The following is a 23,961-nucleotide window of genomic DNA, read 5'->3' on the forward strand; positions in this document are numbered from 1 at the left end:
CGACATCGACGTTGTCACCACCCGCGCACCCGTGACCGCGCACACTGGCGAAGTGGTCCGCCGGGCTTCGGCGGTTCACAGGTGCAGAGTTCGAGACGGGATGGGCAACGACTGTGATCCGCTGGCGTGATCCACGTGCGCCACTGACCGCAGCGGCGGTGGCCGGCGCGGTGGTGTTCGCTGCCGCGCTCCTCGTGGGCGGTCAGGCCTTGCTCTCCGGCGCGATCGCCGGTGGGCTCACGGCGATCGTCGCCGTGGCCTCCCTGCTGACCGCCTCCGCGCGGCAGGCCGCGCACCGCCCCGCGGCGATGGGCGCCCGCTGGATGGGCGGCGGCGCCGTCATCTGGGCGGCCGGCGCTGCGCTGCGCCCCTTCGGCGACAGCTTCCTGTCCGGCTTCGCCGACATGTTCGTGCTGGTCGGCACGGTGGTCACGGCGGGCGGCGCGTTGATCGCCGCCGACCGCAAGCTTCCCGCGGGCGTCGTCCTGCGGCACCTCACCGACGCCTACCTGTGCGCCGCCTCGCTCTTCCTGGTCGGCTGGGTGGTCGAGCTGCGCCATGTCTACATGGGAGCGGGCGACCCCGCGGGGTTCACGCTGGTCATGCTGCCACCCATGGTGGCGCTGCTGGTGACGTGTGCCGTGATCCCGTCCGTGCTCACCAGCAAGGCGACCTCCTGGCTGCTCGGCCTGGCCGGGGTCGGCGTGCTCGCCGCCATGACCGTGGCCGGCCTGGCGGCGGCCGTGGCCCGGCTGGACGACGGCGATCCGCAGGCGTGGAGCCTCATGCTCGTGCCCGTGGCGTTCCTGCTGCTCGCCGCCATCCCCTGGGGCCCGCGCCCCAGCGCGGCGGGCGGCCAGGCGATCGGCAACGTGGTCGCGGTGGTCCCGCTGGTGCTGGTCATCGTGGCGGCCTGCACGCTGCTAGCCCACCTGGCCGGCGGGCCTGGCCAGCGGCCCGTCACCGGGGTCGTGGCGGTCGCCGTCTCCGTGGTGCTGCTCCTGGTCGTGCGCCTGTTCACGGTTTCCGCGGTCAACACACGCCTGCGCGGCCTGGTCAAGCTCGGCGAGCGGCAGCTCAGGGAGCTGGCGGAGAGCACGGGCGACGTGGTGCTCCTGTGCGACTACGAAGGCGTGGTCCGCGAGGTGGACGCGGGCGTCGAGTCGACGTACGGCTACCGCGCCGACCAGGTGGTCGGCGGGTCGATCTTCGACTACATCCACCCGGAGGACGTGCCGGGCATCCAGGTCGCCATGCGCGCCATGCACCTCGACGAGGAGAACGCCTCGCCCGGCGCCTGCCTGATCGCCTGCCGTGTGCGCGCGTCCGACGGCACCTGGCGCCCCACCGAGTCCGTCGCCACCCGCCACGTCGGCGGCGACGAGCTGATGCTGGTGACGACCAGGGACATCAGCGACGAGGAGGCGCTGCGCAACCAGGTCGCCCACCTGACCTTCCACGACGGCGTCACCGGGCTGCCCAACCGCGCCTACTTCGAGGAGCGCACCCGCGAGGTGCTGTCCGGGCGCACGTCCGGCGCCGGAGCGGCGAACGTCGCGGTCATCTTCCTCGATCTCGACGGGTTCACCTCCGTCAACGACTCGGTCGGCCACGCCAGCGGCGACTACCTCCTCGGCCAGGCCGCCAGGCGGCTGCGCGGGGCCGTGCGCGCCGACGACACCCTCGCCCGCTGGGGCGGCGACGAGTTCGCGGTGCTGGTGGAGACCGGTGGCGAGGCGCAGACCGCGGTCGATCTGGCCGAGCGGCTCGTGCGCGCGGTCTCGCAGGAGCCGTTCCGGGTCGCCGACCGCGACGTGGCGCTGACCGCGAGCGTGGGCGTGGCGTTCATCGAGGACGACATGCCGGCCGGCGACCTCATCCGCAACGCCGACGTGGCGATGGCGCGCTCCAAGGAGCTGGGCGGGCGGCGGGTGGAGGTGTTCGCCGCGCAGATGCACGCCGACGTGGTGCGCCGCCTGGAGCTGGCCGCCGACCTGCAGCGGGCGCTGATCGAGCACCAGTTCGCGATCGAATACCAGCCGGTCGTCGACCTGGCCACGTCGCGGGTGACGGCGGTCGAGGCGCTGGTGCGGTGGTGGCGCGGGTCGGTGTTCGTGCCGCCGGAGCAGTTCCTCGGCCCGGCCGAGGACACCGGGCTGATCGTGCCGCTGAGCGAGTGGATCCTGCGCGAGGCGTGCCGCGAGGTGGCCGCGTGGCGGGCCTCCTCGTGGGACATCGGGTTGTCGCTCAACCTGTCCGCCAGGCAGATCACCGCGCCGCGGTTCGTCGAGACGGTCGAGGAGGCCCTCGCGGAGAGCGGGTTGCCTGCCTCCGCGCTGACCCTCGAGGTGATCGAGGAGATGCTGGTCGAGGACGCCGAGGAGACGATCAAGCGGCTGTCCGAGCTGCGGGCGCTGGGTGTCCGCCTGGCGATCGACGACTTCGGCACCGGTTACGCGTCGCTGGCGTTCCTCAGACAGCTCCCTGTCGACATGATCAAGATAGATCCGTCCTTCGTGTCCGGGCTCGGCAACGACGACACGCTGACCCTGCTCACCAGCACGATCGTGCGGCTCGGTCACGACCTCGGGCTCATCGTGGTGGCCGAGGGCATCGAGCGTCCCGAGCAGCTCGAGTTGCTGAAGCAGATGGGCTGCACGAGAGGCCAGGGTTTCCTGGTGGCCCGCCCGATGGCGGCGCGCGGAGTCGACTCGCTGATGAGGACGAGTCTCACGGTTTGAGACTTGTGTCCACCAAGTTGACACCAGGGCATTCGGAGCGGCTATGGTGTAAGCCATGCTTCGCAGTGAGATTCTCGTAGTACTTCGCCGGCGCGCAGGCCGATAGCGAAGCACCACGACCTGCGCGCCGCCCCAGCCCCACCGCCTGGTGGGAAGGGGCATTTTTTATGTCCTTAAGCGAGTAGCCACGCAAGGAACGAGCCGATGACCGAACGGATGACAGGTGCACAAGCCCTGGTGAGGGCGTTGGAGCACGTGGGAGTCGACACCGTGTTCGGGATCCCGGGCGGCGCCATTCTGCCGGCCTACGATCCTCTCTACGACTCGACCAAGGTCCGGCACGTGCTCGTACGCCACGAGCAGGGCGCGGGACACGCGGCAGAAGGCTACGCGCAGGCCACGGGCCGGGTCGGGGTGTGCATGGCGACCAGCGGACCGGGGGCCACCAACCTCGTCACGCCGATCGCGGACGCGTACATGGACTCGGTGCCGATCGTGGCCATCACCGGGCAGGTGGCGAGCGGGGCGATCGGCACGGACGCCTTCCAGGAAGCCGACATCTCGGGCATCACCATGCCGGTCACCAAGCACAATTTCCTGATCACGGATCCGGCTGACATCGCTCGTACGATCGTGGAGGCGTTCCACATCGCCTCCACCGGCCGGCCAGGGCCGGTGCTCGTGGACATCTCCAAGGACGCGCTGCAACAGGAGACCACGTTCAACTGGCCGCCGACCATGCAGCTGCCGGGCTACCGACCGGTCACCCGGCCCCACTCCAAGCAGATCCGCGAGGCCGCCAAGCTGATGGCCGAGGCCAAGCGGCCGGTCCTGTACGTCGGCGGCGGCGTCCACAAGGCGGCCGCGGCGGCGGAGCTGCTGCAACTGGCGGAGCTGACCAACATCCCGGTCGTCACCACCCTGATGGCGCGGGGCACCTTCCCCGACAGCCACCCGCAGCACATGGGCATGCCGGGGATGCACGGCAGCGTTTCCGCCGTCGGCGCGCTGCAGAAGTCCGACCTGCTCATCGGCCTGGGCGTGCGGTTCGACGACCGGGTGACCGGCGATCTGTCGTCCTTCGCGCCGCAGGCGAAGGTCGTGCACGCCGACATCGACCCGGCGGAGATCTCCAAGAACCGCCACGCCGACGTGCCGATCGTGGGCGACTGCAAGGAGGTCATCAGCGACCTCATCGGCGTGATCCAGGCGTCCGGGCAGCTGGGCGACTACGCCGACTGGTGGACGACGCTCAACGGTTACAAGGAGACGTACCCGCTGGGTTACGAGACGTTCGAGGACGGGTCGCTGGCCCCGCAGTACGTCATGGAGCGGCTGAGCGCCATCGCCGGGCCGGACACCTACTACGTGGCCGGGGTCGGGCAGCACCAGATGTGGGCCTCGCAGTTCATCGCCTACGAGAACCCGGGCACGTTCATCAACTCCGGCGGCCTCGGCACGATGGGCTTCGCGGTGCCGGCCGCGATGGGCGCGAAGATGGGCCGGCCCGACGCGACCGTGTGGGCGATCGACGGCGACGGCTGCTTCCAGATGACCAACCAGGAGCTGGCCACCTGCGCGCTGGAGGGCGTGCCTGTCAAGATCGCCGTCATCAACAACGGCAACCTGGGCATGGTCCGCCAGTGGCAGACGCTCTTCTACGACCAGCGCTACTCCAACACCGACCTGCAGGCGACACGCCGCATTCCGGATTTCGTCAAGCTGGCCGAGGCCTATGGTTGTGTGGGGCTGCGTTGCGAGCGTCCCGAGGACGTGGACGCCATCATCAAGAAGGCCATGGAGATCAACGACGTGCCCGTCGTGGTCGACTTCGTCGTCCACCAGGACGCCATGGTCTGGCCCATGGTCGCGGCCGGCACGAGCAACGACGACATCAAGATCGCCCGTGACATGGCGCCTAGGTGGGAGAACGAAGATGACTAGGAGCGAACCCGACGCAATGAGCGGAGTGGTCGCGACGAAGGAGCGCCCGCGGAGCGAACGAGGAGCGGTGAGCGACCAATGAGCCGTCACACGTTGTCTGTGCTTGTCGAGAACAAGCCTGGGGTGCTCGCACGGGTTTCTGCGCTGTTCAGCCGGCGCGGGTTCAACATCGACTCCCTCGCCGTAGGCCCTACTGAGCATGACGACATCTCGCGGATGACCATCGTGGTCAGCGTCGAGGAGCTGCCTCTCGAGCAGGTCACCAAGCAGCTCAACAAGCTGGTGAACGTCCTCAAGATCGTGGAGCTCGACCCGACGCAGTCGGTGCAGCGCGAGCTGATGCTGATCAAGGTCAAGGCCGACGCGGAGAACCGCTCCCACGTGCTGGAGCTCGTCCAACTCTTCCGTGCCCGCTGCATCGACGTGGCGGCCGACGCGGTGACCATCGAGGTCACCGGCACTCCCGACAAGCTCGACGCGTTCATCAAGGTGCTCGAGCCGTTCGGGATCAAAGAACTCGTCCAGTCGGGCATGGTGGCCATCGGCCGCGGCGCCCGTTCCATCACCGACCGGTCCCTCAGGGCACTGGACCGTACTGCCTGATCATCGCCTGAAAGGTTTTGAGCAAGTGACCGAGATCTACTACGACGACAAGGCCGACCTGTCGATCATCCAGGGACGCCACGTGGCCGTGCTGGGGTACGGCAGCCAGGGCCACGCCCACGCGCTCTCCCTGCGAGACTCCGGCGTGGACGTGCGAGTCGGTCTGCCTGAGGGCTCCAAGAGCCGCGAGAAGGCGGAGAACGACGGGCTGCGCGTGCTCACCCCGTCGGAGGCGGTCGAGGAGGCCAACCTCACGATGATCCTGGCGCCGGACCACATCCAGCGCCACCTGTACGCCGACCACGTCGCCCCCAACCTGGTCGAGGGCGACGCGCTGTTCTTCGGCCACGGCCTGAACATCCGCTACGGCCTCATCGAGGCCCCTGAGGGCGTAGACGTGTGCATGGTCGCGCCCAAGGGTCCTGGGCACCTGGTCCGCCGGCAGTTCGAGGCCGGCCGGGGCGTGCCGTGTCTGGTGGCCGTCGAGAAGGACGCCTCGGGCAAGGCGCTGGACCTGGCGCTGTCGTACGCCAAGGGCATCGGCGGGACGCGCGCCGGGGCGCTGCGCACCACGTTCAAGGAGGAGACGGAGACCGACCTGTTCGGCGAGCAGGCCGTGCTGTGCGGCGGTGTCTCCGAGCTCATCAAGGCGGGCTTCGACACGCTGATCGAGGCCGGCTACCAGCCGGAGGTCGCCTACTTCGAGTGCCTGCACGAGATGAAGCTGATCGTCGACCTCATGTACGAGGGCGGCATCTCGAAGATGTACTGGTCGGTCTCCGACACGGCCGAGTACGGCGGCTACACCCGTGGCCCGCGCGTCATCGGTGACGAGGCCCGCCAGGAGATGCGCCGCATCCTGGCCGAGGTCCAGGACGGCACCTTCGCCCGGCAGCTCGTCGAGGAGTTCGACAGCGGCCAGAAGGAGTTCACCCGCCACCGTGAGGAGCTGGCCGAGAACCCGATCGAGAAGACGGGCGCCAAGCTCCGCCCGATGATGAGCTGGCTGCAGGCGTAACCACCTGTTCTGAAGGGGCAACGAGCACTCGCTCGTTGCCCCTTTAGCATGTCCCGGTATGAGCGAGGACGTCCCTACTGGAACGCTGCACCACGTCGAGATCTGGGTGCCCGACCTGCGGCGGGCCATCGCGTGCTGGGAGTGGCTGCTGGAGGCCCTCGGCTACTCCCGCTTCCAGGACTGGGACGACGGCCGCAGCTGGCGCCTGGGCGCCACCTACCTGGTGGTGGAGCGGTCTCCCGCGCTCACCGCAGACCGGCACGACCGTCGCCGTCCCGGGCTGAACCACCTGGCCTTCCACGTGGGCAGCAGGGGCGCGCTCGATGCCCTGGTCGAGCAGGCACCCGGGCACGGGTGGACGTTGATGTTCGCCGACCGTCACCCCTATGCCGGCGGTGACCGGCACTACGCGGCCTACCTGGAGAACGCGGACGGGTTCGAGGTCGAACTGGTGGCCGCCGGCACCTGAGCATTGTCCGAGTGAATCCTTGGCGCTACCTTCTTTCATATGTCAGAAGTTTCTTACACATGAACAGCCGCCGTTACGGTGGGAGAGGGGCGCCGCGATGAAGGCCATCCGCTACTACGCCTACGGCTCGCCGGAGGTGCTCAAGCTCCAGGACGTCGACAAGCCGGAAGTCGGCGATCGCGAGGGATTCGACACGACCATGATCCGTGATAATAATACCGGTATAGTTATCGGTAAGGAGGGATGGACGTGATCGAACTCAAGAGCACCGGGGAGATAGCCGCGATGCGGGAGGCGGGCCGGGTGGTCGCCGCCGTCCACGCCGCCGTGCGCGACCAGGCCGCCATCGGCGTGTCGCTGAAGCGGTTGGACGAGGTGGCGCGGACGGTCATCGAGGAGGCCGGGGCGGGGTCGTCGTTCCTCGGATACCACCCGTCGTTCGGCGCCATGCCGTACCCGGGCGTGATCTGCACGTCCGTGAACGGCGTCATGCTGCACGGGCTGCCGACGCCGTACCGGTTGCGGGACGGTGACCTGATCAGCATCGACACCGGCGCGTACATCGACGGCTGGCACGCCGACGGCACGGTCAGCTTCACGGTCGGGCAGGCACGCGAGGAGGACCTCAAACTCATCACGGTCGCCGAGGAGACGCTGGCGGCCGGCATCGAGGCGGCCGTGCCCGGCGGCAGAATGGGCGACATCGGCCACGCGATGTCCACGGTCGGCCGCGGCGCAGGCTACGGCATGCAGAACGACTTCGGCGGCCACGGCATCGGGCGGGCCATGCACGAGTCGCCGTTCGTGCCCAACGAGGCCAGGAGGGGACGCGGGATGCGGCTGCGCCCCGGCCTGGTGATCGCCATCGAGCCGAGCCTGATGGCCGGGGGCGACGACGACTACCACGTGGCCACCGACGGGTGGTCGGTGTGCTCGGGCGACGGCAGCAGGAGTGTTCACGTCGAGCACACGGTCGCCATCACCGCCGACGGCCCGGTCATCCTCACCGTGCCGTAGGGGGCCCGCGAGCGGGTCTGGCGAGCTCTCCGACGCCGTGCGGCGGTTACTCATTGTAATGGTTCGATATGAGTTGTCATGATTCGTCCTACGGGCCAGGACCAGTGTGATGCCGCAAAAGGGCTCGGACCATGGTCGCGGGAAGGGCAGGAATTCACCGGTCGCCGTTCTCGGAATCACATCTGATCGTCAAGGCGGCTGATCTTCGGCACTGCTTTGTGCAGGTGTTGTATTCGTACCGGTCAAGGCCGAAGGCCTCGTAGTTTGTCGAATTGGGCCGCAGGGCAGATCTTCCCCGGTAGCTACGGAGCGTAGTCAATCCGTATCAGAGGAGATACTTCTATGTTCAAATCAGGGCTCATCCTGGCCGGGGTCGTTGGAGGACTGCTCCTGTCCGGCGGCTCCGCACTCGCGTCGACCACCAAGTGGCCCGCGGACGAAGGCGACGACTCGAGGAAGATCATCCTCGTCTGTGGTGACGAAAACATCATCGCGCACGAGGCCGAGGCCAACAAGACCGGCCTGATCTTCCTCGACACCGGCGACATCCTGTCCGGGATTCTCGGCAAGGGCAGCGGCGACGACGTGAAGTGCACACTCAGCTGACCTCGGTCCTCATAAGCTGATCAACGCAATCATGGGGCCCGCCCGCAGGGTGGGCCCCTCCGCCGCTCTCGGTTCCCCGCACGAAGGCCGCCTCGAAGGAGTTGCGGGCGATCCGGTCGAGCTGCTCCTCGGTCATCCCGAGCTCCCGACGCAGCGCCTCGTAGTTGTCCTCGACGTAACCCCCGAAGTACGCGGGGTCGTCCGAGTTCACGGTCACGACCAGGCCCTCGTCCAGCATCGCCGGCAGGATGTGGTCCCGCAGGGACGGCACCGCCCGCAACCGTACGTTCGACAGCGGGCACACCGTCAGCGGGATCCGCTCGTCCCGCAGCCTGGCCACGAGCCTAGGGTCCTCCATCGCCCTGATCCCGTGATCCACCCGCTCCACCCGCAGGATGTCCAGCGCCTCCCACACGTAGTCGGGCCCGCCCTCCTCGCCCGCGTGCGCCACCCGGCGCAGCCCCTCGGAGGCGGCGATGTCGAACACCCGCCTGAACAGCGACGGGGGATAGCCGACCTCCGCCGAGTCGAGCCCCACCCCGATGAACAGGTCCCGATACGGCAGCGCCGCCCGCAGCACCTCCTCCGCCTCCTCCGCGCCTCGGTCACGCAGGAAGCAGAGGATCAGCGCGGCGGGCACCTCGCCGTCCCGCACCGCCTCCGACAACCCGCCGAAGACGACCTCCAGCGGAACGCCCCTGCTCAGATGCGCCTGCGGATCGAAGAAGATCTCCGCATGGCGTACGCCCTGCCCGGCGGCCCGCCGCAGGTAGGCGGTGGCGAGGTCGTAGAAGTCCGCCTCGGTACGCAGCACCGCCAGGTTCTCGTAGTAGACGTCCAGGAACGACCGCAGGTCCGTGAACGAGTAGCGCGCGCGGATGACCTCCGGGTCGAAGGACGGCAGATCGACCCGGTTCCGCCTGGCCAGCTCGACGACGAGCTCGGGTTCGAGGGTGCCTTCGATGTGCAGGTGGAGTTCCGCTTTGGGACGCATGACGACGAGTAAACCGGACCGCGATCACCGGAGGTATCGTGCGAACCTCTGAACTCTCAGGCGTTGAGCTGGCATAACATCAGATTTCATGAGGCTGGCGGATCTGCTCGTACGCGACGACCTGCGGCTGACCCTCATCACCGGTGCCGACGTGCTGGATCGCGAGATCCGGCGCGCGTACCCGACGGATCTGCCCGACCCCCGGCGCTACCTGCGCTCCGGCGATCTCGTGCTCACCAGCGGCGTCTGGTACGGCGAGCCGGCCGACTGCGAGCGCTTCGCCGACGGGTTGTGGGCCAGCGACGCGGCGGGCCTGGTCGTGGGCCTGATCGTGCTCGGCGAGCTGCCAGGCGCGCTGGTCAAGGCGTGCGAGAGCCGGCGGTTGCCGCTGCTCCTGGCGGCGCCCGACCAGTCGTTCGGCGCGATCACCGAGGTCGTGACCGCCGAGGGTTTCGCCGCCGAGCGGCGCGGCGCCGAGCGGGTCAGGGCGCAGACGCTGCTCGACGTGCTGGGCGAGATCCCGCCGGGCGAGGTGTCGGCACACATGAGGTTGCTCGGCGCCGACCCCGGGCTGCCCACGACGGCCATGGTGGTGTTCAGGGCCGGGGGCGAGCACGACCTGCCGGAGGTGCTGCACGCGGGCCTGGCCAGGAAGGGCAGGCACCTGATCGTGGGCGGCTCGCCCGGCGAGGCGACCGTGCTGGTCAACGGCCGGGCGTCGCGCAGGAGCCTGGCCGACGAGCTGCGCGCTCTGGTCGCGGAGCGGCCGGGGCTGAGCATCGCGGCCGGGATCAGCGAGGTGGCGGCGAGCGTGGCGCAGCTGGGTGAGGCGCTGGAGACGGCCAGGCGCGGCATGGAGTCCGCCAGGGGCGGCCAGGGACCCGTGTCGATCATGTCGGTGGCCGACATCGCCAGCTTCGACCTGCTGCTGGCCTCGTTGCCGGCCAGCGTGCGCAGGTCGTTCCGCGAGCACCTGCTCGGGCCGGTGGTGGAGTACGACGCGCGGCACGGCTCCGAGCTGCTGCGCACGCTGGACATCTTCCTGGAGACCTGCGGATCCTGGCAGCGCACGGCCGACGAGCTGTACGTGCACGTCAACACCTTGCGCTACCGGATGCAGCGGATCGAGGAGCTGACCGGGCGGCGGATGTCGTCGATGCGGGATCGTACGGACCTGTACCTGGCGCTGCGGTCAGGGCAGGCGGCCCGCGACGAGCCTGCCCCGTGAGACCACGGCCACGATGTTGGCGGCGGCCAGGTCCTCGACGCGCTCCCACGGGCGGCCGCGCAGCACGATGAGGTCGGCGCCGAGGCCGGGCGCGATCCTGCCGACCGGCACGCCGATCGAGTCCGCCGCGTCGGAGGTGGCCGCGCGCAGCGCCGACTCGGCGTCCATGCCGAGGATCCTGGTCATGTGGACGACCTCGGCGAGCTGGTCGCCGAACCGTACGTGGTGGCCGTTCGCGTCGGTGCCGAGCACGAACCGCACGCCCAGCGCGTGGGCCTGGGCCAGCAGCACGTCGCGGGTGGCCACCAGCTCGGCGGCCTTGGCCCTGGCCTCCGGCGTGACGGGGACGCGGCCCTCCGCGATGGCCTCGTTGATCAGCAGCGTCGGGGCGACCGGCGTGCGGCGGGCGGCCAAGGTCTCGGCCAGGTCCCTGCTCATGAGCGTGCCGTGCTCGATCGAGTCGACGCCCTCTTCGACGGCCACCCGGATGCCGTCCTCGGAGTGGGCGTGCGAGGCGACCGGCATGCCGAGCGCGTGCGCCTCGTCCACGACCGCTTTGATCTCGTCGCGGGTGTAGTTGCGCCAGCGGTTCTTGTCGCCGATCGACAGGACGCCGCCGCTGGTGGTGAGCTTGATGCCGTCCATTCCGGCTCTGGCCCAGGTGCGTACGAGCTTGCGGCACTCGTCGGGCCCGTCGGCCGTGGGCTTGCGCAGCGGGAACGCCGGCGGCACGAACAGGTCGTTGTGCCCGGCCGTCATCCCCACCACGCCGTGCACCTGGATGCGCGGCCCCGGCAGCACCCCCGCGTCGAACGCCCGGCGCAGCGCGATCTGGGCCTCGTCGCCCGCCAGGTCGCGCAGCGTCGTCACGCCGTGCCGCATCGCCCGCTGGGCGTGGGCGACTCCGTGCAGCACCTGCTCGTCCCGCGAGGTGACCAGTGGCCAGGTCGCGAAGTCGGGCGGGTCGCCGGGGCCCGCGTGGCCGATCAGGTGGACGTGGGTGTCGACCAGGCCGGGCAGGACGCACAGGTCGTCGAAGCGGGCGGCGGCGGGGGCCACCTCGGTGATCTGGTCCGGCTCCCAGCTCAGATCGACCGGGCCGCGATGTTCGGTACCGTCCCAAAGGGGGATTCCGTCGAGTCTCATTTCACGATCGACGCTACCCGAGCCTCCATACGGTTGGAGGGATCTACGGTCCTCGTACGAGCTTCTCGTAGGGACCTACAGGATCGGCCAGCGGTTTTCCCGAGTTGGCGCGCTACGGCGGCCAGGCCCGCGTATCGTCCGGAAATACCGTCACATGATGGTAATAATCGATGTATACCTTCCTGACCTGCACGTTCCCCTGCCGTCCAAGGAGAGATATGGCTACCCTCGACCGCCGCGCGTTCCTGCGGACAACGGGTCTGGCCGGTCTGGCGTTCGGGTTGGCCGCCTGCGGTGACAGCGGCACGTCGACCGCCTCCTCCGGCAGTGGGTTCGGCTCGGTCAAGCTGCAGCTGTCATGGAAGAAGAACGTCGAGTTCGCCGGCGAGTACTTCGCCGACACCAACGGCCACTTCAAGTCGGCCGGGTTCACGCAGGTCGAGCTGCTGTCGGGCGGCGGCTCAGGCACCTCTGTCGAGTCGGGACTGGCGACCGGCCGCTGCTGGGCGGGCCTGTCCGCGCCGACCATCACCGCCCCCGCCGTCCTGCAGGGCGCCCCGCTGAAGATCGTCGGCGCGACGTTCCAGAAGAACCCGTTCGCCGTCATCTCACTGAACAAGAACCCGATCAAGGAGGCCACGGACCTGGTCGGCAAGCGGATCGGCGTGCAGGACTCCAACGAGCTGGTCTGGAACGCGCTGCTCAAGGCCAACGGCATCGACGCGGCGAGCGTGACGCGGGTGCCGTTCCAGTCCGACCCCTCGATGCTCACCTCCGGCCAGCTCGACGGGTACGTCGGCTTCGTCACCAGCGGCCCGGTGAACCTGCGGATGCAGGGCCACGACCCCGCCTATCTGCTGCTCGCCGACGCCGGCCTGCCGCTGGTCGCCGAGACGTTCACGGTGACGCAGCAGACCATCGACAGCGAGCGCGACAAGCTCAAGGCGTTCCTGACGGCCGAGATCAAGGGCTGGAAGGAAGCCGTCGCCGACCCGGCCAGGTCCGCCGAGTTGGCCGCCACGGTCTACGGCAAGGACCAGAACCTCGACGTCAAGGAGCAGACCGAGGAGGCCAAGATGCAGAACGACCTCGTCGTCACCGAGGACGTCCGGGCCAACGGCCTGTTCACGATGACCCCCGAGCTGATCGAGCAGAACATCGACTCCCTGGCCAAGGCGGGCCTGACCATCAAGGCCGAGCAGCTGTTCGACCTGACGATCCTGGACGAGGTCTACGAGGCCGACCCGAGCCTGAAGCTGTCATGACCGGCATCAGCGTCACCGGGCTGAGCAAGACGTTCGGCAAGGGCGTGACCGCCGTCGAAGGCGTGGACCTGCGTACGCGGAAGGGGTCGTTCCTGTCGTTGCTCGGCCCGTCCGGCTGCGGCAAGTCCACCGTGCTGCGCATCCTGGCCGGGCTGGAACAGCCCACGGCCGGCGAGATCCGGGTGAACGGCGAGACCCCGGAGGAGCTGCGCAGGAGCCACCACCTCGGCATCGCCTTCCAGGACTCGGCGCTGCTGGCCTGGCGCAGCGTCGCGGCCAACATCCGGCTGCCGCTGGAGGTCGCCGGGATCAGGCCGGAGCCCGGCGTGATCGACGACCTGATCAAGCTGGTCGGCCTCGAAGGCTTCGAGAAGGCCAGGCCCGCCGAGCTGTCCGGCGGCATGCGCCAGCGCGTGTCCATCGCCCGCGCCCTGGTCGTCAAGCCCAGCGTGCTGCTGCTCGACGAGCCGTTCGGCGCTTTGGACGACATGACCAGGCAGCGGCTCAACCTGGAGCTGCTGCGGATCTGGACCGAGAAGCCGGCCACGACGCTGATGGTCACGCACGGCATCGGCGAGGCCGTCTTCCTGTCGGACGTGGTCGCGGTCATGAGCCCGCGTCCCGGCCGGGTGCTGGAGATGGTGGAGATCGATCTGCCGCGTCCCCGTACGCCGGACATGATGCGTACGCCGGAGTTCCACGCCCTCCACGACCACCTCAGCGACCTGCTGTTCGGGCACGGCTGATGCGAGGCGTCCAGGGGCTGGCCGGCGTCGCCGCCCTCGTCGGGTTGTGGTGGCTGCTCGCCGCGACGGTGTTCGCCGGCGGCGGCGCGGTGCCCACCCCGTGGGCGGTACTGGCCTCGATGGGCGCGGACGGCTTGGCCTTCTACGGCCCGAACACCTCCGCCACCCTCTCCGCCGCCGTCCAGGGTTTCCTGTGGGGCAACGGCCTGGCCATCGGCGTGGCGCTGCTGGTGCTGCTCGTGCCCAGGCTCGAAGCCGTCGCCACCCAGCTCGCGGTGATCAGCTACTGCATCCCGCTGCTGGCGATCGGCCCCATCGTGCTCGTGGTCTTCGGCGGCGACGCCACCGTCGTGTTCCTCGCCGCCATCTCGGTCTTCTTCACCACGCTCATCGGCGCCCTGCTCGGGCTCCGCTCCGCCGACCGGGTCAGCCTCGACCTCGTCACCGTGTACGGCGGCGGCCGGCTGGCCAGGCTCCGCTACGTGCAGATCATCTCCGCGCTGCCGAGCACGTTCGCCGGCCTGAAGATCTCCGCCCCCTCCGCGCTGCTCGGCGCGATCATCGGCGAGTACCTCGGCAGCAACGACCAGGGCCTCGGCGTCTCGCTGATGATCTCCCAGCAGCAGTTCCAGGTGCCCCGTACCTGGGGGCTGGCGCTCGTGTCCGGCCTGATCGCCGGTCTCGGGTACGCCGTCGTCGCGCTCGTCGCCCGAGTGGTGACCCCCTGGTCGAGAGGCGTGTGAATGGGCCGGACCGTGCTGAGGATCGTCGGGCCGCTCGTGCCCTCCGTGGTCATCGTCGTGGGCGCGTGGTGGGCGTTCCTCGAGGCGTTCGGGATCAGCCCGCTCGTGGGGAAGCGGCCGCCGCAGGTCTGGGAGTACCTGACCGCCTCGGCCGCCCACCGCGAGGTCGTGTTCGGGGCGCTGGGCATCACGATCAGGGACGCCGCCATCGGGTTCGGCTCCGGGATGATCGCCGCGATGGCGGTGGCGGTGACGTTCGTGCTGTTCGGCGCCGTCGAGCGGACGTTCATGCCGGTCGCGATGCTGCTGCGCTCGGTGCCGCTCGTGGTGATGACGCCGCTGATCACGCTGGTCTTCGGCAGGGACCTGGTGGGCGTCGCCGTCATCGGCGGCATCGTGGTGTTCTTCCCCGCGCTGGTCAACATCGCCTTCGGGCTGCGATCCGCGTCCCCGCAGGCCACTGACCTGATCATGGCGTACGGCGGCGGCCGCGTGACCGTCCTGCGCAAGGTGGCCGTGCCGACCGCGATGCCCGCGGTCTTCGCCTCGGCCAGGATCTCCGTGCCGGCCTCGATCATCGGCGCACTCATCGCCGAGTGGCTGGCCACCGGGCAGGGCATCGGCGCCGAGATCCTGCGGGCGATCGGCGGGTTTCGCTATGACGAGGTCTGGGCGGACATCGTGGTGGTCACGGGCGTGTCCATCCTCGCGTACGCGGTCGTCGGCGTCGTCGAGTCGCTGGTCCTGGCCCGCTTCTCCGACCGGCCCTGAGCCGGTCGCCGGGTTTCCCGACCGGGCCCGAGCCGCTGTCGGGTGATGAGCTTTCCCGCCGAGCCCGAGCCACTGCCGGGTCGTGCGGACTGGGGTGATGCGGGCCCGGCCGCGGTCCTGTGTGCGGGGGGAGGCGCGGCCGGGCCCGCCCGGAGGGGAGCGCTTGGGCGTGCGGTGGGTAACCGGCTCGGGGTGGGGCCGGTAGAAGCCCGAGGCTCCCTTGGTCTGGGCGGTGTCTCTCAGTGGTCTACGTCTCAGGGGGCGGCACCAGGCGCGTCCCCCGGCGTAGTGCCTCAGAACCGAATTCTGGTGCCACGAAGTCGGTCATGTCCTGAAAAGTCGTCCTATACCTGGAGCTCCAAGTGGTCGAAGTGTCAACCGTCGAGGCCCCCCGCGCGTCAGGGGGCCTCGACGGGGTGCTAACACTCGACGGGCTTCGTCCACGAGCACTCGAGGTCGCCTGCGGTGGCGTTGTCCGCGGCCCGGAGCTGGGCGGGGGCGTCGACCGGCGTGGCACGGGAGAACTGGGCGAGCCGGATGGCGATCTTGTCCTCGATGTCCTTCGGCGAGCCCGACAGGTACTGGTTCAGCATGACCGAGAAGATCAGCGGCTCACCGTCGGCGCTGGTGACGTACCCGGACAAGGCCGTCACCCCGGTCAGCGAACCCGTCTTGCCGCGTACGTTGTTCGCGGCCGGCGTGTTCGCCATCCGGCTGCGCAGCGTGCCGCCGACGAAGCGCTCGGAGTTGCCGGCGATGGGCAGGGAGTCGTACCAGGTGCTGAACCACGGCTTGCTCCGTACGGCGCTCAGCAACTGCACGATCGAACTCGGCGAGAAGCCGTCGCGGCGCGACAGCCCGGACCCGTCCCGCATGTTGATCACCTGCACCCCGTTCGCCCTGGCGAAGTCGGTGCTGACCTTGAGCCCGGCCGCCCAGGTGCCCTGGTTCGCGACCTCGCGGCCCATGGCCTTGGTGAGGATCTCGGCGTGGATGTTGTTGCTCAGCTTCATGAACGGCACCAGCAACTCGCCCAGCGTCATCGACTCGTGCTCGGCCAGCTTCCTGGCCCCGGCCGGCGTCGCCCCGGTGACCGTCGGTCCGAGCACCTTGACGCCGTGCGCGGCCAGCGACGCGCGGAACAGCGACGAGGCGTACGCGGTGGGGTCGTCCACGGCCACCCACTCCTGGTACGAGCCCGCCACCGTACCGGTGATCACGACCGTACGGGTGCCGTGCTGCCGCTCGATCAGCACGTCCGTCTCCGAGCCCACGGTGGCCTTGTTGACGATCTTCAGGTAGTCCGTGTCCGGTGTGGTGGTCACCTTGACCTTGCCGCCTTCCGGGGCCACCGCGACGATCACCGAACCGGCGTCGTAGTCCGTGTCCGGCGAGGCGGTCAGCGCGGAGATCGGCGCCGCGTAGTACGCGGTCTCGTCGTCCCACGCCCAGTCGTTGCCGAGCCGCTGCCCGTCGAACCACGTGTCGTCGGCGACCAGCTTGCCCGTGACCAGCTTGATGCCCGCCGCGGCGACCTCCTTGGCCAGCGCGTCGTAGTCCTCGGCCAGCATCGTCGGGTCACCCGTGCCGCGCAGCACCAGGTCGCCGGTGAGCACGGAGCCGAGCTTGCGGCCGGCGTTCAGTACCGTGGTGGGGAAGCGGTAGTCGAGGCCGAGCGTCTCCACGGCGGCGGTCGAGGTGAACAGCTTGGTGTTGGACGCCGGGGTGAGGAGCTTGCCGGCGTCGGTGGCGTACAGGTCCTCGCCGGTCTGCGCGCTCTTGACCACGACGCCCGCTCTGGCGATCGTGAGCCGGGAGTCGCTGAGAATCTGGTTGATGTCCTGGGTGAGGTCGGCCACGCCCGCGGAGGGGTCGAGCGCGACGGCGGGGGAGGAGGGACTGGAAGCCCACGCGAGGGCCGCGACGAGCGCGCCCGCGACGAGGGATGCTGAGGTGCGCCGCATGGGGTCTCCAGGTGACTGGGGGATCGCATGAGAGCATGGATCACCGCACTCAGCCTGTAATCCGCAAATATCCGTATTTATCCCCTGTTGCGCCCCGAAAGCGCGACGTCAGAGGGACGGCTGGCCGGCGGACAGCAGGAAGCCGCAGTCGCCGAACGAGATCTCGTCACCGGACCGCACCCGTGCGGGACCCACCAGCCGCCACCCGTTCAGCCGGGTGCCGTTGAGCGAGCCCAGGTCGATCAGCATCCACCCGCCGTCGTCCTCGCGCCGCAACTCGGCGTGCACCCGGGAGACGGTCAGGTCCGACAGTACGAGATCGCACGCGGACCCCCGCCCCACCACGTAACGCAGCCGCTCGTCGTCGGGTAGCGCCAGCCGGGGCAGCCGCGGCCGCCGCCAGGCCGACTGCAGCTTGGTGGTGAACTCGGACACCGACGCCACCGCGTCGGTCATCCGCTGCCTGAACGTCGCCCGCCGCGGCAGGTCGGCCACCACATCGTCGAGCTCCGACCGGTTGCGGGCGCGCAGCACCTGGTCCACCCGGCCCACGAAGGTGTCGTGTGAGATCCGCCCCTCCACGGCGCGGTCCCTGAGCTCGTCGATCGCACGGTCACGTTCCCCATCGGATGCGCGAAAGTGCGGGTGCGTGGAGCTCATGTAGCGAGTATCGGCCTCAACCGCGTTCTGTGTCCAGAATACGCGGATCAGTTGCGATGAGCATACTCAGTATGCATACTTCGTATCCATGTCGATCAGGCATGGATTGCTGGCGCCGCTGAGCGGTGGCGCCCGTTACGGCTACCAGTTGCGGGTGGAGTTCGAGGCGTCCACGGGGGCGACCTGGCCGCTCAACATCGGGCAGGTCTACACGACGCTCTCCCGGGTGGGGGCCGGCCGCGCAACCGCCGGCTCGTGGTGGCGGCACAGGCCGCGTACATCTCGGGGCTGGGGGCCCTGGTGGGGCTGGCCGGAGGTGTCGCCGCCGGGGTCGCGTTGAGCTCGGCGCCGGCGCGGACGATGGTCAGGGGGCCCGGCACGGGCGCCGGCACGATCTCCGTGCCCTGGCTCTTCCTGGCCGTGGTCGTGCTGGGGCTGCCGGTCCTGGCCGCGCTGCTGGCCGGGCTCGTCACCCGGACACGGTCGGCACCGGCACGTCGGATGACCTGAGCCGGTACTTCATCGTGATCAGCACCGACGCGAGGATGATCACGGCGGGGACCGCGGTCTGCCCGATGAGGACCGCGGTCACCGCGCTGTCCGGCTGCTGGACGGGGTTGCCCGGCTCGGACTCGATGAAGCCGCCCAGCGAGAGGATGATGCCGAAGATCAACGCGCCGAACGAGCTGACCCCGCTCTCGATGGCCGTCCACAGCCCGGTCAGCACGCCCGCCCGCCGCTTGCCCGATGTGGCCGCGTCCACCGCGATCACGTCCGCGAGCATCGAGAACAGCAGGAGCTGCACCCCGGCGATGCCCACCCCGACCACCAGGATCATCACGTGCGCGTACACGGGGCCGAAGAGCGGGGTGGGCACGGCCGCCGCCGTGCCGCCACCGAACAGCCCCGCCGCCAGCATCATCGCGCCGCGCTTGTCGAAGCGCCTGGACAGCCGCACCCACAGCGGCATCGTCAGCAGCATCGGCCCGACCAGCGCGGCGAACAGCGTCTGCGTGGCCGTGGGCGTGCCGATGATGTACGCCGCGAAGTACGGCGCCGCCGCCAGCATCATGCTGACCGCGAGCATCTGCGTGCAGGCCAGCACGGTGATCCAGAGGAACGCCGAGTTCCCCTTGATCGCGGCGAACTGCTCCCGCCATCCGCCACGGTCCGGCTCGGGCGCCCCGGTCATGGGAGCGCGGGCGGTGCCGAAGAAGGAGCCGAGCATGGCGGCCAGCAGGATGACTGCGATCGTGGCGCCCATCAGCCGGTAGCTGCCCAGCGTGCCGTCGTCGCCCTGGCTCGAGACGATGGCCGGCGCCAGTACGCCGCTGATCGCGGTGCCCGCGCCAACGAAGATCATCCGCCACTGCAGCAGCGACGTCCGCTCGTGGTAGTCGTTCGTCATCTCGCCTGGCATCGCCTTGTACGGCACCTCGAACAACGCGTACGCGGTCGCCGTCGCCATGAAACACATCGCCACGTACAGGGCGGCGGGGACGCCGGTGAGCGGCGGCCCGGCGAACACCAGGAAGAACGCGACCGGCAACGTGCAGGCGCCCGCCAGCAGCCAGGGACGCCGCGGCCCCATCCGGGACCTGGTCCGGTCCGACCAGCGGCCCACCAGCGGGTTGATGATCAGGTCCCAGACCTTGGGCGCGGTGACCACGATGCCGGCCAGCCACGCGGGTACGGCCAGGAAGTTCGTCATGTAGTACAGCAGGAGCAGCCCAGGGACGGCGCCGACCGTGGCCGTGCAGAACGACCCCACGCCGTAGCCGAGGCGCACGCCTCCGGGGACCGTGGGCGTGCTCGCCGCCGGTGCGATCATGCCCTCATTGAAGCCGAGCGGAAGCTTGTTCGGTAGGGCCCAGTTTTCGCGCCCGGCCTTCGGGGCTCGTCTCTCAGTCCCGCACGTCGGCGCACACCACGTGCGCGCCTATCTCGATCATCCGGCGCTCGCTGCGCGAGTCCGCCACCCTGGCCATGAGGATCGGCGCCTCGGAGGCCGCGAACTGGGGCAGCCGGGCGCGTACCAGGCGGTGCAGGTCGCGTACGACGTCCTCGGCGGCCGACATGTGCACCTTCACGTGCAGCATGATCCCTGGCGCGCCGGAGGCCGTACGGGCCTCGGAGATCCAGACGTGGTGCACGAGCGGGAAGTCCATGAGCAACTGCGCGATGGCCTGCCGCAGGGCGGGCAGGATCGGGTGCGTGCATCGCCGGTACCCCGGATCCACCTGCTGCATCGGCCCCGACAGGTGCGGCCGCGGCGCGGGCACCCACGGCAGCGCGGGCGCGTCCGCGGTCTGCGGCGCGAACTGGGCCAGCGCGGCACCGCGTGACACGGTGGCCATCGCGCCCGTCGCGTAGGCGGCGGGCGCCGCGCCCGACAACACGGGCGTGGGCCCCGTGCGCGTCGTCGTGAGGAAGCGCTGGAGATCGTCGATGGGCACGGCCGCGGCGGCTGGTCCGGCCGCGTCGATCACGATCTCCCGCACGCCGGTGACGCGCTGGATGTCCAGGATGGTGTCGGCGTCGCACGCCGACAGGGAATGGCCGCCGCGGTGCCTGGCGTAGGTCGCGGGGCTGGTGTAACCGAGCAGGACCCGGTCACCGGCTTGGGTCGTCCCGAGGACGACTGATCGATCTGGTCGCACTGCCACCAGGACACCACTGTCGGCGAGGGCGCCCAGCAGGCGATGCGGCGTGCCATGCTGTGCGAGCACGTCGGCAAGCGCTGGATTCCCGATGCTCATATGACGAACCCTAGGTACTCGGCCACGGCTTATCAGGCTAATGGCTAATAAATCTCCCGATCAAGACAAAGTTAGCCGCTGGATGGATGAGTTTGTCCCCGATGGGTACGGCGGACCTGTCTCACATGGTGGGTCCCTCGTGAACGCGTTCACAAGCGACGGATACACTCTGTGGGACCGCCGGGGGATCCGTGGACGTGTCCCCCGATGACCCGCCCGCATGCCCCTAAGGATCCACACCAGTGAACAAGCCCGTCGTTCTGGTCGCAGAGGAGCTGTCCGAGGCTGGCCTCGCCGTGCTCGGCGCTGATTTCGAGGTCCGCCACACCGACGGCGCCGACCGTTCCCAGCTGCTGCCCGCTCTCGCGGACGTGGACGCGCTGATCGTCCGCTCCGCCACTCAGGTCGACGCCGAGGCCATCGCCGCGGCGCCCAAGCTCCGCGTGGTCGCCCGCGCCGGTGTCGGCCTCGACAACGTCGACGTCGAGGCGGCCACCAAGGCCGGTGTCATGGTCGTCAACGCGCCGACCTCCAACATCACCAGCGCCGCCGAGCAGACCGTCGCCCTCATCCTGGCCAGCGCCCGCAACACCGCCCAGGCCCATGCCGCGCTGAAGAACGGGGAGTGGAAGCGCTCCAAGTACACCGGTGTCGAGCTCGACGAGAAGGTCGTCGGCATCCTCGGCCTGGGCAAGATCGGCCAGCTCGTGGCGCAGCGGCTGCAGCCGTTCGGCGTCGAGCTGATCGCCTACGACCCCTACCTGCCGCCGGCCCGCGCCGCGCAGATGGGCGTCAAGCTGCTCAGCCTCGAAGAGGTGCTCAAGCAGGCCGACTTCATCACCGTGCACCTGCCCAAGTCGAAGGAGACCCTCGGGCTCATCGGCGACCGGGAGCTGCACCAGGTCAAGCCGTCTGTGCGCGTCATCAACGTCGCGCGCGGCGGCATCGTGGACGAGGGCGCGCTCTACTCCGCGATCAAGGAGGGGCGCGTCGCGGGAGCGGGCCTCGACGTGTTCTCCAAGGAGCCGTGCACCGACAGCCCGCTGTTCGAGCTGGACCAGGTCGTCGTCACGCCGCACCTGGGCGCCTCCACGCACGAGGCACAGGAGAAGGCCGGCACCCAGGTCGCGCGCAGCGTGAAGCTGGCCCTCGCGGGCGAGTTCGTGCCGGACGCCGTCAACGTCCAGGGCGGCGTGGTGGCCGAGGACGTGAAGCCGGGCCTGCCGCTGGCCGAGAAGCTGGGCCGGGTGTTCACCGCGCTGGCCGGCGAGGTCGCCACCAAGCTCGACGTCGAGGTGCGTGGCGAGATCGCCTCCCAGGACGTGCGGGTGATCGAGCTGGCCGCGCTCAAGGGCGTGTTCGCCGACGTGATCGAGGAGCAGGTCACCTACGTCAACGCGCCGCTGCTGGCCAAGGACCGCGGCGTCACCGTCGAGCTGGTGACCAGCTCCGAGAGCCCCGACTGGCGCAACGTGGTGACCGTGCGCGGCGTGCTGGCCGACGGCCGCCAGGTCTCGGTCTCCGGCACGCTCTCCGGGCCCCGCCAGATCACGAAGATCGTCGAGGTCAACGGCTACGAGATGGAGATCGAGCCGACGGCCCACCTGTCGTTCTTCACCTACACCGACCGGCCGGGCATCGTCGGCGTGGTCGGCCGCCTCCTCGGCGAGCACGGCATCAACATCGCCTCGATGCAGGTGGCCCGCAGCGTCAAGGGCGGCAAGGCGCTCATCGCGCTGACCGTCGACTCGGCGATCCCGGCCGACGTGGTCGACCAGATCATCGGTGAGATCGGCGCGGAGAGCGGCCGCTCGGTCGACCTGGAGGACTGAGCCACCGCGACAGGCCGGCAGGCCGTCACCGGGAGCGTTCCCGGTGGCGGCCTTTTGTTGTCTCAGGATGCGAGATACTAGGACATCCAACGAGATTGCTCGGGTACTGTGACAGGGATGCGCCAGGTTCTCGTACTCATTACCTGCCGCGGCGGGGCCTGTTAGGGCAGGTCGACGACTCGCCGCGGTGAGCGGTGTGTCGGCCGGTAAGTCCCTTTCGTTTTGGTCCGTGATCCGGACCACGAGCTCAGGCCCGGTCGGATTCGCGACCGGGGTCCGACGTCCCCCGATGGAACGCTCGCGAAGAGAGATGAGTCACATGTACGACATGTACGCCTGGAACCGCGCCGAAGAGCACGAGGACAAGGCCGCCGAGGCCGTCCAGACCGCGCTGGACCGCAGGGACAACGGCGGCGCGCCCCAGCATCCCAACCGGTAGCGCACAGGCCACTTCGCCTGCGAGACGACTCGCTGGGGATAGGAACACCTTCCTCTTCGGATACAGAGTGTGGTGATAATGTCACGCTCGGTATCCGATCAATGAGGAGGTCCCACCATGCACACCCCCCGCACCATGGTCCGGCGTGTCGCCACCGGTGTCCTGGCCGCCGCCGCCCTGGTCGTCGCGGCCACGCCCGCCCACGCGCAGGCGGCCGAGCTCAGCATCACGAGGTACGACATCAGGGAAGGCACCGCCCAGCGCTGGTACCTCACATGCACACCGGACGAAGGCACCCACCCCAGCCCGGTCGCCGCCTGTGACCGGCTCGACGAGATCGGCGGCGACCTGGACCGGATCAGGTTCCGGCCGGACGTGGCCTGCCCGCGGATCTACGACCCGGTCCGCGTCGAGATCACCGGCGACTACCACGGCGAGCTCAAGATCTTCCAGGAGACCTACCCCAACGCCTGCTTCGTGGAGAAGCTGGCCGGCCCGATCGTGCCCTGACGCGAGAGAACGGCAGACGGCCCCGCGGTGTCCCCGCGGGGCCGCCCGCGTTCTACAGGGTGGCCGTGAGCATGGCCGGCGCCGGCGCGTGCCGCCGCTCGGTCAGCTTCGACCACAGTCGTACGCCCTTGGGGTCCGGGCGTACGCCGCCGACGAAGGCGTCCCTGCGCCAGGCGGAGAGCCGCTCCTCCTTGACCACGTCACCGCTGTGCGGCGCGTGCACCATGTAGCCGGGACGGGAGATCATCCCGACGTGTCCCAGGCCGCTGAAGAAGGCCAGGTCGCCCGGCTTCAGATCGTCCCAGGAGATCTTCTTCGAGAACGCGTTGTACTGGTCCGCCGCGACGCGCGGCAGTTCGATCCCCGCCTTCTCGTACGCCCTGAGCATGAGCCCCGAGCAGTCGTACCCCCGGTCGCTGGTCCCGCCCCAGACGTACGGGATGCCGCGCTTCTTCATGGCGAAGTGGAGGGCTTTCTTCCAGGCGGGTTTGGGGGTGCGCTCGTCC

General features: G+C 69.5%; 24 protein-coding genes and 1 pseudogene. 18 read left to right on the forward strand and 7 right to left on the reverse strand.

The window, feature by feature from the left end:
* The first annotated feature begins 113 nt into the window (after positions 1-113).
* The 8 genes and pseudogenes from ITP53_RS12205 (at position 114) to ITP53_RS12240 (ending at position 8,398) form a co-directional block, all read left to right on the forward strand.
* A complete protein-coding gene (locus ITP53_RS12205) occupies positions 114-2,741 on the forward strand; it encodes a putative bifunctional diguanylate cyclase/phosphodiesterase (protein WP_328814378.1) in 2,628 nt (875 codons plus the stop codon).
* 198 nt (positions 2,742-2,939) lie between these two features.
* A pseudogene (locus ITP53_RS12210) lies at positions 2,940-4,685 on the forward strand (acetolactate synthase large subunit); the annotation flags it as partial.
* Between the two features lie 78 nt (positions 4,686-4,763).
* Positions 4,764-5,288: an acetolactate synthase small subunit gene (gene ilvN / locus ITP53_RS12215; protein WP_195895465.1), complete on the forward strand. Its 525-nt coding sequence runs from the start codon at positions 4,764-4,766 to the stop codon at positions 5,286-5,288.
* 34 nt (positions 5,289-5,322) lie between these two features.
* Positions 5,323-6,306: a ketol-acid reductoisomerase gene (gene ilvC, locus ITP53_RS12220; protein ID WP_195895488.1), complete on the forward strand. Its 984-nt coding sequence runs from the start codon at positions 5,323-5,325 to the stop codon at positions 6,304-6,306.
* Between the two features lie 58 nt (positions 6,307-6,364).
* On the forward strand, positions 6,365-6,775 hold the full coding sequence (locus tag ITP53_RS12225) for a VOC family protein (protein ID WP_195895466.1): 411 nt from the start codon (positions 6,365-6,367) through the stop codon (positions 6,773-6,775).
* A gap of 97 nt (positions 6,776-6,872) precedes the next feature.
* The gene (locus tag ITP53_RS12230; RefSeq protein ID WP_195895490.1) at positions 6,873-7,028 is read left to right on the forward strand and encodes a hypothetical protein; all 156 of its coding nucleotides are present in this window, start codon (positions 6,873-6,875) and stop codon (positions 7,026-7,028) included.
* Entirely contained in the window at positions 7,019-7,792 is a 774-nt protein-coding gene (gene map, locus ITP53_RS12235) for a type I methionyl aminopeptidase (RefSeq protein ID WP_207755875.1), read from the forward strand. Before ITP53_RS12230 ends, map begins: the two co-directional genes overlap by 10 nt.
* A gap of 342 nt (positions 7,793-8,134) precedes the next feature.
* Positions 8,135-8,398, forward strand: a complete 264-nt coding sequence (locus ITP53_RS12240) for a hypothetical protein (RefSeq protein ID WP_195895467.1) — start codon at positions 8,135-8,137, stop codon at positions 8,396-8,398.
* Here the strand turns inward: ITP53_RS12240 and ITP53_RS12245 are convergent.
* The gene (locus ITP53_RS12245) at positions 8,391-9,392 is read right to left on the reverse strand and encodes an adenosine deaminase (RefSeq protein ID WP_195895468.1); all 1,002 of its coding nucleotides are present in this window, start codon (positions 9,390-9,392) and stop codon (positions 8,391-8,393) included. The genes ITP53_RS12240 and ITP53_RS12245 overlap by 8 nt on opposite strands.
* Positions 9,393-9,480: 88 nt before the next feature.
* On the opposite strand from ITP53_RS12245, the gene ITP53_RS12250 reads away from it, so the two are divergent.
* The gene (locus ITP53_RS12250) at positions 9,481-10,620 is read left to right on the forward strand and encodes a PucR family transcriptional regulator (RefSeq protein WP_195895469.1); all 1,140 of its coding nucleotides are present in this window, start codon (positions 9,481-9,483) and stop codon (positions 10,618-10,620) included.
* Here ITP53_RS12250 and ITP53_RS12255 read toward each other — a convergent pair.
* Entirely contained in the window at positions 10,585-11,766 is a 1,182-nt protein-coding gene (locus ITP53_RS12255; protein ID WP_195895470.1) for a metal-dependent hydrolase family protein, read from the reverse strand. The genes ITP53_RS12250 and ITP53_RS12255 overlap by 36 nt on opposite strands.
* Before the next feature lie 218 nt (positions 11,767-11,984).
* Between ITP53_RS12255 and ITP53_RS12260 the strand changes: the two genes are divergently transcribed.
* Genes ITP53_RS12260 through ITP53_RS12275 form a run of 4 tightly spaced genes read left to right on the forward strand, consistent with a single transcriptional unit; the run spans position 11,985 to position 15,291 of the window.
* A complete protein-coding gene (locus ITP53_RS12260; RefSeq protein WP_207755876.1) occupies positions 11,985-13,031 on the forward strand; it encodes an ABC transporter substrate-binding protein in 1,047 nt (348 codons plus the stop codon).
* On the forward strand, positions 13,028-13,777 hold the full coding sequence (locus ITP53_RS12265; RefSeq protein WP_195895472.1) for an ABC transporter ATP-binding protein: 750 nt from the start codon (positions 13,028-13,030) through the stop codon (positions 13,775-13,777). The genes ITP53_RS12260 and ITP53_RS12265 overlap by 4 nt, the downstream gene beginning before the upstream one ends.
* A complete protein-coding gene (locus ITP53_RS12270; RefSeq protein ID WP_195895473.1) occupies positions 13,777-14,520 on the forward strand; it encodes an ABC transporter permease in 744 nt (247 codons plus the stop codon). Before ITP53_RS12265 ends, ITP53_RS12270 begins: the two co-directional genes overlap by 1 nt.
* A gap of 12 nt (positions 14,521-14,532) precedes the next feature.
* Positions 14,533-15,291 (forward strand): ABC transporter permease, encoded by a 759-nt coding sequence (locus tag ITP53_RS12275; protein WP_328814379.1) that lies wholly within the window; start codon positions 14,533-14,535, stop codon positions 15,289-15,291.
* 419 nt (positions 15,292-15,710) lie between these two features.
* On the opposite strand, the gene dacB is transcribed toward ITP53_RS12275, so the two are convergent.
* The gene (dacB, locus tag ITP53_RS12280) at positions 15,711-17,255 is read right to left on the reverse strand and encodes a D-alanyl-D-alanine carboxypeptidase/D-alanyl-D-alanine endopeptidase (RefSeq protein ID WP_195895475.1); all 1,545 of its coding nucleotides are present in this window, start codon (positions 17,253-17,255) and stop codon (positions 15,711-15,713) included.
* A gap of 108 nt (positions 17,256-17,363) precedes the next feature.
* A complete protein-coding gene (locus ITP53_RS12285) occupies positions 17,364-17,915 on the reverse strand; it encodes a DUF1707 and FHA domain-containing protein (protein ID WP_195895476.1) in 552 nt (183 codons plus the stop codon).
* Positions 17,916-18,003: 88 nt separating this feature from the next.
* Here ITP53_RS12285 and ITP53_RS61030 point away from each other — a divergent pair, with 88 nt between their 5' ends.
* Both ITP53_RS61030 and ITP53_RS12295 read left to right on the forward strand, forming a co-directional pair.
* A complete protein-coding gene (locus tag ITP53_RS61030) occupies positions 18,004-18,255 on the forward strand; it encodes a PadR family transcriptional regulator (RefSeq protein ID WP_407941227.1) in 252 nt (83 codons plus the stop codon).
* Positions 18,171-18,425 (forward strand): hypothetical protein, encoded by a 255-nt coding sequence (locus ITP53_RS12295; RefSeq protein WP_195895477.1) that lies wholly within the window; start codon positions 18,171-18,173, stop codon positions 18,423-18,425. Before ITP53_RS61030 ends, ITP53_RS12295 begins: the two co-directional genes overlap by 85 nt.
* Here the strand turns inward: ITP53_RS12295 and ITP53_RS12300 are convergent.
* Positions 18,385-19,746, reverse strand: a complete 1,362-nt coding sequence (locus ITP53_RS12300) for an MFS transporter (RefSeq protein WP_195895478.1) — start codon at positions 19,744-19,746, stop codon at positions 18,385-18,387. The two genes, ITP53_RS12295 and ITP53_RS12300, sit on opposite strands and share 41 nt — an antisense overlap.
* Positions 19,747-19,819: 73 nt before the next feature.
* On the reverse strand, positions 19,820-20,674 hold the full coding sequence (locus ITP53_RS12305; protein ID WP_195895479.1) for a hypothetical protein: 855 nt from the start codon (positions 20,672-20,674) through the stop codon (positions 19,820-19,822).
* Positions 20,675-20,916: 242 nt separating this feature from the next.
* Here ITP53_RS12305 and serA point away from each other — a divergent pair, with 242 nt between their 5' ends.
* The 3 genes from serA (at position 20,917) to ITP53_RS12315 (ending at position 23,455) form a co-directional block, all read left to right on the forward strand.
* Positions 20,917-22,506 (forward strand): phosphoglycerate dehydrogenase, encoded by a 1,590-nt coding sequence (gene serA, locus ITP53_RS12310; RefSeq protein ID WP_195895480.1) that lies wholly within the window; start codon positions 20,917-20,919, stop codon positions 22,504-22,506.
* A gap of 310 nt (positions 22,507-22,816) precedes the next feature.
* Positions 22,817-22,945 (forward strand): hypothetical protein, encoded by a 129-nt coding sequence (locus ITP53_RS59170; protein ID WP_268961019.1) that lies wholly within the window; start codon positions 22,817-22,819, stop codon positions 22,943-22,945.
* 117 nt (positions 22,946-23,062) lie between these two features.
* Positions 23,063-23,455 carry an SSI family serine proteinase inhibitor gene (locus ITP53_RS12315; RefSeq protein WP_195895481.1) on the forward strand — a complete coding sequence of 131 codons (393 nt, stop codon included), beginning with the start codon at positions 23,063-23,065 and terminating at the stop codon, positions 23,453-23,455.
* A gap of 52 nt (positions 23,456-23,507) precedes the next feature.
* On the opposite strand, the gene ITP53_RS12320 is transcribed toward ITP53_RS12315, so the two are convergent.
* The coding region (locus ITP53_RS12320) for a C40 family peptidase (protein WP_195895482.1) at positions 23,508-23,961 on the reverse strand (454 nt) is incomplete at its 5' end.

The sequence above is a fragment of the Nonomuraea cypriaca genome (assembly GCF_015645445.1).
GTDB lineage: Bacteria > Actinomycetota > Actinomycetes > Streptosporangiales > Streptosporangiaceae > Nonomuraea > Nonomuraea cypriaca.

Excerpts from the sequence above, each read along its gene's own strand:
- ITP53_RS12285 (WP_195895476.1), bottom strand. The coding sequence starts at position 17,915 with ATGAGCTCCACGCACCCGCACTTTCGCGCATCCGATGGGGAACGTGAC.
- ITP53_RS12225 (WP_195895466.1), top strand. The coding sequence starts at position 6,365 with ATGAGCGAGGACGTCCCTACTGGAACGCTGCACCACGTCGAGATCTGG.
- ITP53_RS12240 (WP_195895467.1), top strand. The coding sequence starts at position 8,135 with ATGTTCAAATCAGGGCTCATCCTGGCCGGGGTCGTTGGAGGACTGCTC.
- map (WP_207755875.1), top strand. The coding sequence starts at position 7,019 with ATGGACGTGATCGAACTCAAGAGCACCGGGGAGATAGCCGCGATGCGG.
- ITP53_RS61030 (WP_407941227.1), top strand. The coding sequence starts at position 18,004 with ATGTCGATCAGGCATGGATTGCTGGCGCCGCTGAGCGGTGGCGCCCGT.
- ITP53_RS12250 (WP_195895469.1), top strand. The coding sequence starts at position 9,481 with ATGAGGCTGGCGGATCTGCTCGTACGCGACGACCTGCGGCTGACCCTC.
- ITP53_RS12230 (WP_195895490.1), top strand. The coding sequence starts at position 6,873 with ATGAAGGCCATCCGCTACTACGCCTACGGCTCGCCGGAGGTGCTCAAG.
- ITP53_RS12315 (WP_195895481.1), top strand. The coding sequence starts at position 23,063 with ATGCACACCCCCCGCACCATGGTCCGGCGTGTCGCCACCGGTGTCCTG.
- ITP53_RS12255 (WP_195895470.1), bottom strand. The coding sequence starts at position 11,766 with ATGAGACTCGACGGAATCCCCCTTTGGGACGGTACCGAACATCGCGGC.
- ITP53_RS12270 (WP_195895473.1), top strand. The coding sequence starts at position 13,777 with ATGCGAGGCGTCCAGGGGCTGGCCGGCGTCGCCGCCCTCGTCGGGTTG.
- ITP53_RS12265 (WP_195895472.1), top strand. The coding sequence starts at position 13,028 with ATGACCGGCATCAGCGTCACCGGGCTGAGCAAGACGTTCGGCAAGGGC.
- ilvN (WP_195895465.1), top strand. The coding sequence starts at position 4,764 with ATGAGCCGTCACACGTTGTCTGTGCTTGTCGAGAACAAGCCTGGGGTG.
- ITP53_RS12260 (WP_207755876.1), top strand. The coding sequence starts at position 11,985 with ATGGCTACCCTCGACCGCCGCGCGTTCCTGCGGACAACGGGTCTGGCC.
- ITP53_RS12245 (WP_195895468.1), bottom strand. The coding sequence starts at position 9,392 with ATGCGTCCCAAAGCGGAACTCCACCTGCACATCGAAGGCACCCTCGAA.
- ITP53_RS12305 (WP_195895479.1), bottom strand. The coding sequence starts at position 20,674 with ATGAGCATCGGGAATCCAGCGCTTGCCGACGTGCTCGCACAGCATGGC.
- ITP53_RS59170 (WP_268961019.1), top strand. The coding sequence starts at position 22,817 with ATGAGTCACATGTACGACATGTACGCCTGGAACCGCGCCGAAGAGCAC.
- ITP53_RS12300 (WP_195895478.1), bottom strand. The coding sequence starts at position 19,746 with ATGATCGCACCGGCGGCGAGCACGCCCACGGTCCCCGGAGGCGTGCGC.
- dacB (WP_195895475.1), bottom strand. The coding sequence starts at position 17,255 with ATGCGGCGCACCTCAGCATCCCTCGTCGCGGGCGCGCTCGTCGCGGCC.